Source organism: Streptomyces sp. P3, assembly GCF_003032475.1.
Lineage (GTDB): Bacteria > Actinomycetota > Actinomycetes > Streptomycetales > Streptomycetaceae > Streptomyces.
In genome coordinates this window covers 2055868-2068191 of sequence record NZ_CP028369.1, presented here as the reverse complement: position 1 = coordinate 2068191, position 12324 = coordinate 2055868, and the positions used below count along the sequence as shown (strand labels likewise).

14 protein-coding genes are annotated in these 12324 nt (G+C 73.0%); 12 read left to right on the top strand and 2 right to left on the bottom strand.

Annotated elements, in window-relative coordinates:
• Positions 1–19: 19 nt before the first annotated feature.
• Positions 20–889, bottom strand: coding sequence for a Cof-type HAD-IIB family hydrolase (locus C6376_RS09225; protein ID WP_107442977.1), 870 nt, complete (start codon positions 887–889; stop codon positions 20–22).
• 299 nt (positions 890–1188) lie between these two features.
• Here C6376_RS09225 and C6376_RS09220 point away from each other — a divergent pair, with 299 nt between their 5' ends.
• Positions 1189–2091, top strand: a complete 903-nt coding sequence (locus C6376_RS09220) for an LLM class flavin-dependent oxidoreductase (RefSeq protein ID WP_107442976.1) — start codon at positions 1189–1191, stop codon at positions 2089–2091.
• Between the two features lie 150 nt (positions 2092–2241).
• On the opposite strand, the gene C6376_RS09215 is transcribed toward C6376_RS09220, so the two are convergent.
• Complete coding sequence (locus C6376_RS09215) at positions 2242–3240, bottom strand: LuxR C-terminal-related transcriptional regulator (RefSeq protein WP_159083190.1); 999 nt, start codon at positions 3238–3240, stop codon at positions 2242–2244.
• 314 nt (positions 3241–3554) lie between these two features.
• Here C6376_RS09215 and C6376_RS09210 point away from each other — a divergent pair, with 314 nt between their 5' ends.
• The 11 genes from C6376_RS09210 (at position 3555) to mpaP (ending at position 12321) form a co-directional block, all read left to right on the top strand.
• Positions 3555–3854 (top strand): hypothetical protein, encoded by a 300-nt coding sequence (locus C6376_RS09210; RefSeq protein WP_107442974.1) that lies wholly within the window; start codon positions 3555–3557, stop codon positions 3852–3854.
• 53 nt (positions 3855–3907) lie between these two features.
• Positions 3908–4888 carry an LLM class flavin-dependent oxidoreductase gene (locus tag C6376_RS09205; RefSeq protein WP_107442973.1) on the top strand — a complete coding sequence of 327 codons (981 nt, stop codon included), beginning with the start codon at positions 3908–3910 and terminating at the stop codon, positions 4886–4888.
• Positions 4889–5053: 165 nt separating this feature from the next.
• The gene (gene mpaB, locus C6376_RS09200) at positions 5054–6088 is read left to right on the top strand and encodes a daptide biosynthesis RiPP recognition protein (protein ID WP_107442972.1); all 1035 of its coding nucleotides are present in this window, start codon (positions 5054–5056) and stop codon (positions 6086–6088) included.
• A gap of 20 nt (positions 6089–6108) precedes the next feature.
• Positions 6109–6909, top strand: a complete 801-nt coding sequence (mpaM, locus tag C6376_RS09195) for a daptide-type RiPP biosynthesis methyltransferase (RefSeq protein ID WP_254075887.1) — start codon at positions 6109–6111, stop codon at positions 6907–6909.
• Positions 6906–8171: a daptide-type RiPP biosynthesis aminotransferase gene (gene mpaD, locus C6376_RS09190; RefSeq protein WP_107442970.1), complete on the top strand. Its 1266-nt coding sequence runs from the start codon at positions 6906–6908 to the stop codon at positions 8169–8171. The genes mpaM and mpaD overlap by 4 nt, the downstream gene beginning before the upstream one ends.
• 4 nt (positions 8172–8175) lie before the next feature.
• Positions 8176–9375: a daptide-type RiPP biosynthesis dehydogenase gene (mpaC, locus tag C6376_RS09185; protein WP_107442969.1), complete on the top strand. Its 1200-nt coding sequence runs from the start codon at positions 8176–8178 to the stop codon at positions 9373–9375.
• 101 nt (positions 9376–9476) lie between these two features.
• Entirely contained in the window at positions 9477–9632 is a 156-nt protein-coding gene (locus tag C6376_RS44405; protein ID WP_173985610.1) for a daptide-type RiPP, read from the top strand.
• Between the two features lie 168 nt (positions 9633–9800).
• The gene (locus C6376_RS44400; protein WP_173985609.1) at positions 9801–9959 is read left to right on the top strand and encodes a daptide-type RiPP; all 159 of its coding nucleotides are present in this window, start codon (positions 9801–9803) and stop codon (positions 9957–9959) included.
• 66 nt (positions 9960–10025) lie between these two features.
• Positions 10026–10184 (top strand): daptide-type RiPP, encoded by a 159-nt coding sequence (locus C6376_RS44395; RefSeq protein ID WP_173985608.1) that lies wholly within the window; start codon positions 10026–10028, stop codon positions 10182–10184.
• Between the two features lie 157 nt (positions 10185–10341).
• Positions 10342–10494, top strand: coding sequence for a daptide-type RiPP (locus C6376_RS44390; RefSeq protein ID WP_173985607.1), 153 nt, complete (start codon positions 10342–10344; stop codon positions 10492–10494).
• A gap of 186 nt (positions 10495–10680) precedes the next feature.
• Entirely contained in the window at positions 10681–12321 is a 1641-nt protein-coding gene (gene mpaP / locus C6376_RS09180; protein ID WP_107442968.1) for a daptide biosynthesis intramembrane metalloprotease, read from the top strand.
• The last annotated feature ends 3 nt before the right edge of the window (positions 12322–12324 follow it).

The window sequence follows — 12324 nt, the reverse complement described above, 5'->3', positions numbered from 1 at the left end:
CGCGAGCGGACGAGCCGGTCTAGCCTCGCTCGGCGAGCAGCCGCTCGATGACGACCGCGACCCCGTCCTCGTTGTTGGCGACGGTGTGTCCCGAGGCGGCCGCGAGCACGTCCGGGTGGGCGTTGCCCATCGCGTACGACCGGCCGGCCCAGGTGAGCATCTCGACGTCGTTCGGCATGTCCCCGAACGCGACGACCTCCTCGTGGGAGATGCCGCGCTCCGCACAGCACAGGGCGAGCGTGCTGGCCTTCGAGACGTCGGGGCCGCTGATCTCCAGCAGGGCGCTGGGGCTGGAGCGGGTGACGTTGGCCCGGTCGCCGATGGCCAGCCGGGCGACGGTGAGGAAGGCGTCGGGGTCGAGCGTGGGGTGGAACGCGAGGATCTTCAGCACCGGCTCACCGGCCCCCGGCGCGTCCGGGGCGAGCAGCTGCTCGGCCGGAGCGAGGTGGTCGGGGATCTCCATGTGCATCTTGGGATACTCCGGCTCCTGGTAGAAGCCGTACGTCTGCTCGACGGCGTACATGGTCCCGGGCGCGGCCTCGCGCAGCAGCCGGACCGCGTCCAGCGCGTTCTCCCGTGCCAGGTCGCGCACCTTGACGAAGCGGTGGGCGCCGGGGCCGCCGTGCAGGTCGACCACGGCGGCGCCGTTGCCGCAGATCGCCAGGCCGTGCCCGTGGACGTGGTCGCTGACGACGTCCATCCAGCGGGCCGGGCGGCCGGTGACGAAGAAGACCTCGATGCCCGCCTCCTCGGCCGCGGCGAGGGCGGCCACCGTGCGCGGGGACACGGACTGGTCGTCCCGCAGCAGTGTGCCGTCGAGATCGGTGGCGATGAGTCGGGGCGGGAGGGCGGTGGCCGGGGTCTCGGGCTGTCGGGTCGCTGAGGTCACCGGGCCATTCTCCCGCAGTTGCCCGCACGACCGTGCGAGGGTCCGCCTTCCGCGGGGGCGACGCGGCACGGTCGGCCCGATGCCGGGGGCCGGCGCGATCGCTCCGGTGCCCGCCGGGTGGTGGGTCGTGGCGCTCCAGAGTGGGCCCTGCCGGGTGTGTGGTCGTGGCTCTCCAGGGTTCCTGAGCGGGTGTGTGGCCGTGGCGCTCCAGCGAGTGGGCCCCTGCCGGGAGTGGGGTGGGGTCGAGGCGCTTCGGGGGTGCGGGGAGACACTTCCGGACCAGACGTAGGCTCGGGGGCATGAACCTGCGGCTGAGTACCGTGATCCTGCCCGTCGACCGCTGGCGCGAGGGAGGCCGGGCCAAGTGGCGGCGCGCCGAGGAGCTCGGCTTCCACGCCGCGTACACCTACGACCACCTGTCCTGGCGGTCCTTCCGGGACGGTCCCTGGTTCGGGGCCCTGCCCACCCTGGCCGCTGCCGCCACGGCCACGGACCGCCTGCGTCTCGGCACGCTGGTGACGTCACCCAACTTCCGCCACCCGGTGACCCTCGCCAAGGAGCTGATCTCGCTCGACGACATCTCGGGTGGCCGGGTCACGCTGGGCATCGGCGCGGGCGGCAACGGCTTCGACGCCGAGGTGCTGGGCCGGGAGGCGTGGACGCCGCGGGAACGCGCGGACCGCTTCGCTGAGTTCGTTCCGCTGCTCGACCGTCTGCTCACCGAGGACGCGGTGAGCCACCGGGGCACTCACTACTCCGCCGAGGAAGCCCGTAACATCCCCGGCTGCGTCCAGCGGCCCCGGCTCCCCTTTGCGGTGGCCGCGACCGGGCCGCGCGGACTGAAGCTGGCGGCCCGGTACGGGCAGGCGTGGGTGACGACCGGCGACCCCAAGCTGTACGAGGCGGGGACCGCGGAGCAGTCGGACGCGGCCCTGCGCGGCCAGCTCGACAAGCTCGCCAAGGCGTGCGCCGACGCCGGACGGGACGGCGCGGAGCTGGACAGGATCCTGCTGACCGGGTTCACGCCGGACCGGAGCCGGCCGCTGGAGTCCGTGGAGGCCTTCGTCGACTTCGCCGGGCGCCACCGCGAGCTCGGCTTCACCGAGATAGTGGTCCACTGGCCGATCGCGGACTCCGACTTCGCCGCGGACCAGGGCGTCTTCGAGGACATCGCGACCGAGGCGCTCACCCGGCTGGGCTGAGGGGCGGGCGCGGTCCGGTCGAGCTCGCCGACTAGCCGAAGCCCGCGGTCCGGCCGAGCTCGCGGTCCGGCCGCGGCCCGCGGACCGGTGACTTCGGGTGCCGGTCCACGGGCCTCGGCAGTCGGGCGCGCTCGCGCTCCGGACCTCGAGTCAGCTCAGCCAGCCCTTTTCGAGGGCGACGAGCGCCGCCTCCACTCGGTTGGCCGCGCCGAGACGGCGCATGATGACCGCCAGGTGCTTGCGGTAGGTGCGCACGGACACACCGAGGCGGCGCGCCGCCGTCTCGTCCTTGTCGGCTTCTCTGAGCATGACGAGGATCTCGCGTTCGATGTCGGACGGCAGGTCCGTGTCCTCACCGGGGAGTTCCTCCGCGGCCGCCCACATGCGCTCGAAGAGCGTGACCAGGGTGGCCACCAGGCCGGGCTCGCGCACGAGCAGCGCCCCCACCGAGGTGTGGGCCGGGTCGATGGGAGTCAGCGCGGCGGACCGGTCGACGATGATCACACGCTCGATCGGGTGGTGGGAGATCCGCACCTCGGCTCCGTGCGAGACCAGGTCACGCATGTAGGTGAGCGTGGTGTCGTGCTGCAGGATCGCCGCCCCCATGATCATGCGCATGCGCACGCCACGGCGCAGCAACCGCATGTTGATCGGGTGTGACACGGCGATCGACTCCTCGGTGAGGCGGCCGGTCGGCTCCGTGGTCAGGTCCTCGGTCCGGGCGAAGAAGGTCAGCTCGTCGATGGCCTCCCGGACCGCCTCGATCCCGTGCAGCTGAGTGATCATCCGGCTGTGGTCGTCGGTGTCCGCGCGGGGTGACGGAGCGGCGGTCAAGCGCTCCCGGAACAGGGACTCGATGACCGAGTGCCGGGCGGCCTCGCTCTCCAGGTCCTCCCGCAGACGGCACAGGCGCCCGTCGATCAGGGCGTCCACGGCCCGGGGCGGCGGGACCGGGCGTATCGCACCGTGGGTGTTCCGGGTGGCGAGCCCCAGCGCCACCAGCCTGTCCAGGGCGGACTGCTCGGACGACGTGGGCTCATCCCGACCGGGCTCCCAGGACCCGGATGCGGACGAGTCGCGGCGCAGCAGAGCGCGGTACAACCGCTCCTCCTCGTCGTTCACGCCTAGAAACGCGAGCAGATTGCCCATGTTTTCCCCCTGTTTGATGATCGATCACACCGCGGTCCCTGGAATCCTCAGACGCCCGTACTCGACTGTCAACGAAGGGTTGACGTCATACGTCCCCCCGGTTGCGTACCGGATGCGCGCTCGGCCCGGGGGCGGGTCCGGCGCGGCGGGAGAGCCGCTGCAGCTTGAGGAATCCGAGGGTGCAGCAAGCTGCGCGCAGATGGCCTCGTTCCGGCCCCCGCCAGACGGCAGAGTCGTTCTCGCAAGGAAGCACGAACACCGCAGAACGAACACCGCAGAACGAACACCGCATCGAGCATCCGAGGAGACATCCTGTGAACCGTTCCACGTCCCGCAGCGCGCTGTCGTCCCGTCGTCGTGGACACGTCGTCGCCGGTCTGCTGACCGCGGTGACGATCGCCCTGGCCGGCCAGGGAACGGCCGCCGCCGCCGAGCAGCCGGCGCAGAGCCGGACGGCGACGGAGACCGTGGCGGCGCACGGGACCGGGAACGAGACGGCGCACGGGACCGGGAACGGGGCGGCGTCCGCCGCCGGCCTCGGCGGGTTGCTCCACCTCCTCGGCGGTCTGCTGCCCGACGTGACGCTGCCGAAGAACAACAACGACTGGCAGTAGTCCGCGGCCGAGGCCGACCAGACCCGACCCGACGACGAGGAGAACCCGAAGCCATGACCGACTACTCCGTGCTCCTCCCCTGTGTCCCCCGCCGTCTGGAGCAGGCTCTCCCCTTCGCCGGACTCGTCCGGTGGACCGGGGCGGCCCGCCTCTGGCAGGGACAGGCCATGGTGATGGAGCCTCATCAGACCTTCACCGGTCTGGCCGGGGCCGGGTTCCGGGTCCCGACCGGCTTCGGGGTCACGCTGATGCCTCTGCGTCACCCGTACGAGGCCGCCCTGCAGGCGCGGTCCGTGGCGCTGGCCACCGGGGAACCGGTGATCGCGGGCTTCGGCCCGGGATCGACGGCCTTCCAGGAGAACATCCTCGGAGCCCCGTACGGGAAACCGCTCCAGGTGGCACGGCAGTACGTGACGGCGGTCCGCCGTCTGCTCGACGGCGAGACGGTCGTCATGGACGGTCCGCAGCTGACCTTCCGGGGCCAGTTGGCCCCGGTCGCGGCGCCCCGGGTCGACGTGGGTCTGGGAGTGCTGCGGCCGGCGATGGCCCGGCTGGCGGGCGAGGTGGCCGACGTGGTGATCACGTGGCTGACGCCGCCCGGATACCTGCGGGACGTCATCCTGCCCGCGGTGGCCGAGGGCGCCGAACGCGCGGGGCGGACGTCACTGCCCCGGATCGTCGCCATGGTCCCGACGGGACTGGAGAAGGAGGGGCGGGAGGGCGCCGGGCCCGCACGGCTGGCGCTGGCCGGAAACGCGGCGCACATGCAGGCCCCGCACTACCTGGACATGCTCGGCCGGGCGGGGGTCGACGTGGGCTCCGGGCGGCTCGAGGACGTGGCGCGCGGTGTCGTGGAGACCGGTGCGTTCGCGGGCGGTGACCTGCCGCAGGTGGTCAAGGCGCTCCGGGTCTACGAAGACGTGGGAGTGGACGAGATCGTCCTGAACACCACCGCCGTGTGCAAGCTCTTCGGCGCCCAGGAGTCGCTCGCGGACCTGTCGGCGATCCTGCGGTCCGTCTCGGCGCCGCACTGACCGACCGTTCGCCGTCGGCTGCCCGGCCGGCCGTCCGCCGGCAAGCGCTCGTCGCCGGCTGCCGCCGTCGCCCGGTCGTGTCGTGACCGGCACCCTCGCACCGCACCCCGATTCCCTGCTGCTCCGAGGCAGAAGGGGAAGCAGACCAGTAAAGGATCATCTGGCATGGACATGACTGATCGTGGGCGTCTGAAGCAGCACCTCATCTCCTGGGCCACCGCCTCCCCGCTGGCCGGGCCCCCCGGCGCAGGCGTCGGCACGCTCGTCCTGGCCGACGCGGCGCACGTTCCCGCCGTCACGGCCGCCGGACTCGTCGGCCCCCGCACCCTCCTCCTGGCACCCGGCGACGGCACCCGCGATCTCGCCTGCGCCGTCGGCTACCAGGGCAGCCTCACGGAGCCCGGCGACGAGTTCTCCAACGGCCAGGACTTCTTCCTGCAGACCCACGCCTACGCCGCCAGCCCTTTCATGACCGTCTTCGGGCCGACCGTCGTCCGCGTCTTCGACCGACACGACTTCGAGGTCTTCCTCGCCGACGCCGACCGTGCGCTCACCGAGGGCGTCTTCCCCGAGTTCCTCCTCACCTCCTCGGTGCTGCTGGCCGACCCGGCCGCCCTGAGCGGCGCTGACGACCCGGCGGACGGACCCGCCCTGCGCCTGTACGCCGACCGGGACGGGCGGGTGTCCACCAGCCCCACGGGAGCGGTGCTCGGCACGGTCGACGACGGCCTCGACGCCCTCGCCGGGCGTTTCGCCCGGGTCGGCAACGGCGCCGCCGCGCTGGACGCGGCACTGCCGGCGCGGATTCGCGCCGAAGCGCTGCGCAGCCGCCCGTTCCTGGCCCGCTATCTCGCGGCGGTCGCCGCACTGCGCAGCCTCATGGCACGCGGAGCCACCGGCCTGAAGGTCTCCGGGTTCGGTTCCCGGCTGACGCCCGGGCTCGCCGCGGCAGGCGACGACCTGGCGGACCCCTCGCTGCCGATCGTGCTGTACGGGGACGAGGACGCCTACATCGTGGCCGGCAGCAGGTTGTTCGCCGTCGACCGGCGGGCCGCCCGGACCCTGGAGTGCCTGCTCGCCACCTCCGGAGCGGTGGGCGACCTCGTCCCCGCCGGCCACGTGGACCAGCTGGCCGACCTGCTCGCCTCGCACGGCCTGGAGCTGCCCGTAGCGGTGCGCGTCCCGGCGGCCGCCCGATGAGCGCCCCGGCCATGCCCCTCATGACGACCGAAGGGGGCGTCCTCGCCGCCCGCCGGACGGCGGAGCTCGGCGACAGAGTTCGCGTCTGCGGCCTGTACGACGCCCTCGGCGCCCCGGTCTACCACGACCTCGCCACCTACGACGACCCGGAGACCCGGGCCCTGCTGACCGCCGTGCGGACGACGCCCGGCCCCCTGCTCGACCTCGCGGCCGGCTCGGGACGGTTCACCCTGCCGCTGCTCGCCACCGGCCGGGAGGTCACCGCCCTCGACCTGTCCACCGACATGCTGGCGCTGCTGAGGACCCAACTGGACCGGGCCCCGGCGTCGATGCGGGCCCGCTGCACCGTGGTGCGGGGCGACATGTCCCGGTTCGACCTGGGCCGGAGCTTCCCGCACATCCTGCTCGGCACCACCTCGCTCTCGCTCCTGGACGAGGACGGCCGCGCGGGTCTGTACCGCAGCGTCCTGGCACACCTGGCCGACGGCGGCCGGTTCCTGCTGACCGTCCTGGAACGGGGCGACGACGACGGCCCCGACGAGACGGTCGTCCGGGCCACCGGATCCGGCGGCACCGTCTACGAGCTGTACGAGCACTGGCCCGCCGGCGCCGACAGCCGCACCGTCACCCTCTTCCCCGCCGACCCGCCGCAGGACGACAGCCCCGTCACCGTCTGCACGGACCGCGTGGCCGTCCTCGACCTGCCCCGCCTGGAGGAGGAACTCGCCGCGTCCGGCCTGACGGTCACCTCCCGCCGGCTCCTCTCGCCGCCCGACGAGCGTCACCGCGTGACACTCCTGACCACGGAAGCCTCCCGATGACCGCGCTCTGGCCCTACCTCATACCGCCCTCCAGCCACGGCGACGACAGCCTCTGCGCCGTCGGCGCGGCCGGACACCGCGTCACCTTCGCGGACGGCAGCACCGCCCTCGACGCCGACAGCGGGCTGTGGAACGTGAACCTCGGCTACGGCAACGCGAGGATCGCCGAGGCCGTCGCCGAAGCCGCCGCGCACGCCTCCTACCTCGGGGCCTTCCGCTTCGAGAACAGTTACGCCCGCCGCGCCGCCGAGGACCTGCTGCGGGTCTGCGGGCCCGACCACTACGCCCGGGTGCTCTTCTCCACCGGCGGCGGCGTCGCCAACGACGCGGTCATGAAACTGGCGCGGATCCACCACGCCGTACAGGGCCGGCCCGGACGGAACCTGGTGGTCGCCCTGCGGGGCAGCTTCCACGGACTGACCTTCGGCGGCTTCGCCCTGACCGGGGAGGACCTGGGGCAACGGGTCTACGGAGTCGACCAGCGGCTGATCCGCCACGTCACCCCGAACGACACGGCCGAGCTGGGCCGGCTGATGACCGCCCTCGGCGGCCAGGTCGCCGCCGTCGTGGTGGAACCCGTCGTCGGCACCGGGACCGTCCCGCTCGACGAATCGTTCGTGGCCGAACTGGGCCGTCTGCGCGACGAGTACGGCTTCCTCCTGGTCGCCGACGAGGTCGCCACCGGCTTCGGCCGAACCGGAAGCTACTTCGCCTCCGAGAGCTGGCCCGGCCTGCCCGACGTGCTCGTCACCTCCAAGGGCCTGACCAACGGAGCCTGCCCCGCCGCCGCCCTGGTGATGTCCCACCGGGTGACCCGGGCCCTCGTCGAGCACGACACGGTGTTCGCCCACGCCGAGACCCAGGGCGCGACCGCCCTCGCCTGCGCCGCGATCAGCGCCACGATCGCCGAGATGGAGCGCCTCGACGCGGTGAACGCGGGCCGCGACGTCGCCGCGTGGCTCCAGCAGGGGCTGGCGGAACTGGTCGAACGGCACCCGCTCGCCACGCACGCCACCGGCGTCGGCTGCTTCCGCACCCTGCATCTGACCCACCCCGACGGCCGCGCCCTGGCCGGAACGGACGTCGCCGACCTCATCACCCGGATCCGTCACGCGGGCGCCCTGGTGCACCCCGGTCCCTCCGGCATCCAGCTCGTGCCCTCCCTGACGTACCGCCGCGCCGAGGTCGCCGAGCTCATGACCTGTGTCGAAGAGGGCCTCGACAGCCTGCTGCCGGCGACCTCCCTGGCCGCGAGGAGCTGACCCCATGCCCGTCTCTCTCGACGCCTACGACCGGATTCCCGGACTGCTGCGGGAACTTCGCCCCACCGGCGTGACCGTCCTGGCCGACCCGGCCGTGGCCGGCCACACCGTCACCCGGAACGTCACCGCCGAGATCGTCCGCGCCGGGTTCACGCCCACCGTGGCGGTCACCCCGGCGGACGGTGGGATGCGGGCCGTGGAGGCGCACGCCTCCCGGTTCTCTCCCGGTGAGCTGGTCGTCGGCGTCGGCGGGGGCAGCACCCTCGACTTCGCGAAGCTCTCGGCCGCCGTCGGCCGTCGCCCCGGACTCCTGCGCTACCTGACCTCCGCGCAGCGCAGCGGCCTCGTGGCGCTCCCGCTCTCAGAGGGAGAGCACGCCGAGGTCCTCGCGGTCCCCACCACCCTGGGCACCGGCAGCGAGGCGGGGCCCGTGGCCTGCTTCCCGCACCAGGACGGCAAACGCATCGCCATGGGGGAGTGCCTGCGCCCCCGCGCCGCGCTCCGGGTGCCCGAGGCCACCGAGACCCTTCCGGGGCCGCTCGTCCTGGACGGCGTCCTCGAAGCGATCTTCAGGACCGTCATCCCGTACAGCAGCGACACCCTCGACCTTCCGGAACAGGACGCCGCCGTAGAGGAGTTGGCGGGCGAACTGCTGACGGCCGGCGACGCCCTGGCCCGGCGCCTCGCCGCCGGCCTGCCGGCCCCCGCACCGGAGCGGCTGCGGGTCGCCCGGCTCAGCGCCGAGAGCCAGCGCGGAGCCATCAACGTCGGCCGCAGCCCCTACGCGGTGAAGTGCTGGGCCCTCGCCAACGAGCTCTCCACCACGCTGGGCCTGGCCAAGATGCGCGCGGTCGCCGCCCTGTGGCCCATCGTGTGGCGGCAGGCCCTGCGAGGGGACACCCGCTTCGGCAGCGCCGACCGCGTCCAACGCCTCTGGGAGCGCCTGGGGCAGCGGGCCCCGTGGCTCGCGTCACGGCCCGACGACGGCCTCGAGCAGCTGATGCGCCGCTGGCGGATCGACCGCACCGTGCACCTCGCCCCGCACCTGCGCCACCACGTCGCCCTGCGCAGCGTGCGCGCCTGGGGCGCCGGACTTCCCACCCTCGCCGGGTTGAGCGCCGACGACGTCGTCGCGCTCCTCGCCGAGGCCACCGAGCCGACCGCCTTCCCGGCCGGCTCCCCCGAACCCCTCCCGGCGGCCTGAGCGCCGACCGGGAGGAGCACCCGCACCACCCGCACCACGCACCACCCGCACCGGACAGCACCCCGGAGAAGCCGGGGCGCACCGAACACGAGGAGAACGTCATGGCGAAGCACACGCTGGTCGAGCAGGAGCTGCAGGAGCTCGGCACCGAGCTGGAGATGCAGGAGCTCGAGGCCGTGCAGGCCCCGGGCTGGGCCACCAGCGTCGGCGTCAGCGTCGGCATCTCGATCGTCTCCGTCGCCTGGAGCCTCACCTGATCGAGCCGGCTCCGGCCGTCCGATCCACCGTGCCGTGCCCCGAGCACGGCCGGACACCCCCCGACGGCTGCCGCACGGCCCCGTAGACCGCGCGGCAGCCGGGGGAACCCCGGAACCCCGGGTCAGCACGCAGCACATCCGCCGCAACAGCCGAGAGAGGCAACTGACATGAGCGAGAACCCGGGCACCGTCGAGAACTTCGACAACGCCGACCTGGTCGAGCTGGAGATGCAGGAGCTGGAGGCGCTCGAGGCTCCGGGCTGGGGCACCATCAGCGCCGTCTTCTCCGCCGGTGTCTCGGTCGGTGTCTCGATCACGCTGACCTGATCCGTTCCGCACCACACGGCACCACCCACCCGACACCCGCTGCGACAGCCGAGAGAGGCAACCGACATGAACGAGAACCCGGGCACCGTCGAGAACTTCGACAACGCCGACCTGGTCGAGCTGGAGATGCAGGAGCTGGAGGCGCTCGAGGCTCCGGGCTGGGGCACCATCAGCACCGCCTTCTCCGTCGGCGTCTCGGTCGGCGTCTCGGTCACCCTCACCTGAGCCGCGCCACCTGCGCTACCGGCGCTACCGGTGCCCCCCGCACCACCGGGTCCAAAGGGCACCACCCGCACCACCTGTACCAAGGCGCCACCCGCACCAAAGGCGCCACCCGCACCACTCACACCAACCCGTAGAACACCACTGAGAGGACACCATCATGGCTGAGAACCTGGGCGCCATCGAGAACGCCGAGCTCGTCGAGCTGGAGATGCAGGAGCTCGAGACCCTCGAGGCCCCCGGCTTCTGGACCGGCGTCTCCATCGGCACGGCCATCAGCGCCTCCGTCGCCACCTCGATCACCCTCACCTGAGAGCGACACCGGCGAGCGCACTGACGCGGTGGGAGACGGAGTAACCGGATTCCCTCCGCACCTCGGAACCCGACCCGGGTGAGACCGAGGATCTGCGGTGGTCCGGCCTGCTTCGGCCGGCCGGACCACCGAAAGGGTGCCGCGCGCTCTCCCACTCCCCGCCGCCGTCCCGCAAAGGAAACGCCAGTGAGCGCTGTCACGAGCCCCCCGCCTCCCACCGTCCCGGCCCACACGAGGCGCCCCCGCCTCGCCCCGAGCGCCGAGGTCCACTCGCCCGCCGACGGACAGGGCGACTGGGTTCTCCAGCACGGCGCCCGCTACGTGCGGATCACCGGACACGTCGCGGATCTCGTCCAGGAGCTGGACGGGGAGCGCGACCACGAGACCCTCGCCGCCCGGCTGGGCGGCGCCTGGAGCACCGAGCGGGTGGGCAGCGCGATCTCCCGGCTCGACTCCCTCAGACTGCTCGACGACGGCGAGACCAAGGCGCCCGCCGTCGCCCCCCGCTTCCAGATCGTCCCCCCGATGACGCTCCAGCTCACGCTGTTGCGGCCGGGACGCACGATGCAGGCCCTGCGCCCCGTGTTCGCCCGCCTCTTCTCCCGGGGGGTGGTCGCGGCCGGGATGCTCTGCGTCCTGCTCGGCGCCGGCGCCCTGATCGCCCAGCGGGACGCGGTCGCGGTGACCCTGAACAGCCCGCTCTCCGCGGTCTCGTTCACCGGAGTGCTCGTCGCGCTGCTGCTCGGCGTCTCCCTCCACGAGCTGGGCCATGCCGCCGTCCTCATCCGCTACGGGGGCCGGCCCTCGCGCATCGGCGTCATGCTCTTCTACCTGATGCCGGCGTTCTTCTGCGACGTCTCGGACGCCTGGCGGCTCCCCGACCGCCGGCAGCGGGTGCACACCGCCCTCGCCGGGCCCGCGGTCCAGACGTCCCTGGCAGCCGCCTCGGCCCTCGCCGCCTGGCCCCTCACGGACGGCACCGCCAAGACCTGCCTGCTGTTCTTCGCCGTCACCAGCTACGGAACGGCCCTGCTCAACCTGACGCCGTTCATCAAACTCGACGGCTACATCGCCCTGATGAGCCACGTGGACGTCCCGTACCTGCGCGACCGCGCCATGGCCGACGCCCGCCGCGCCCTCGCCCGCTTCCTGTTCGGCGGCACGTACCGGCGTGAACTGCCCACCCGGTGGACCGTGGTGTACGGCTTCGCCTGCCTCGCCTTCCCCGTCTACTTCCTGAGCACCGCCCTGCAGACCTGGCTCGGCACCCTCCAGCGGGTCGGCTGGGTCGGACTCCTCCTGGCCGCCTCCGGGCTCTCGTACATCGTGTGGATGCTGGTCCGCGGCGCCCTGCGGCTGTCCGCCGAGGTGAAGGCCGCCGGAGTCCGCCGGGCACGCGTCGGGGCCGTCTGCGCCGCGCTCGCCGCCGCCGGCTGCGCCACGCTCTTCCTGCCCGTCCACCAGACGGTGGCCGCCGCCTACGTCACCGACGCCTCCGGCACCCGGCTCGTCCTGCCGCAGGGCTCCTCGGCCGAGCTGATCCACGCCGGGCAGCGCGTGACGCTCAGGACGAACGGCCTGGTGCTCCAGGACGACGTCGCGACCGCCCGGGTGGGATCCGCTCCGGCCGCGCAGACCGAGGTCCCGGTCTCCACCTACTTCCCCGTCGACCTCGGAAGCGCCGTGGGCATGGACTCGACGGCCTTCTCCCTGGACCTCGACCGCACCCCGACGCCGGCCACCGGCACCGCCGAGGTCGAGCTGGGCAGCGTGCCCCTGTGGAAGTCCCTCCACCGCACCTACGTGCTCCCGTTCCTGCCCTTCTGACTC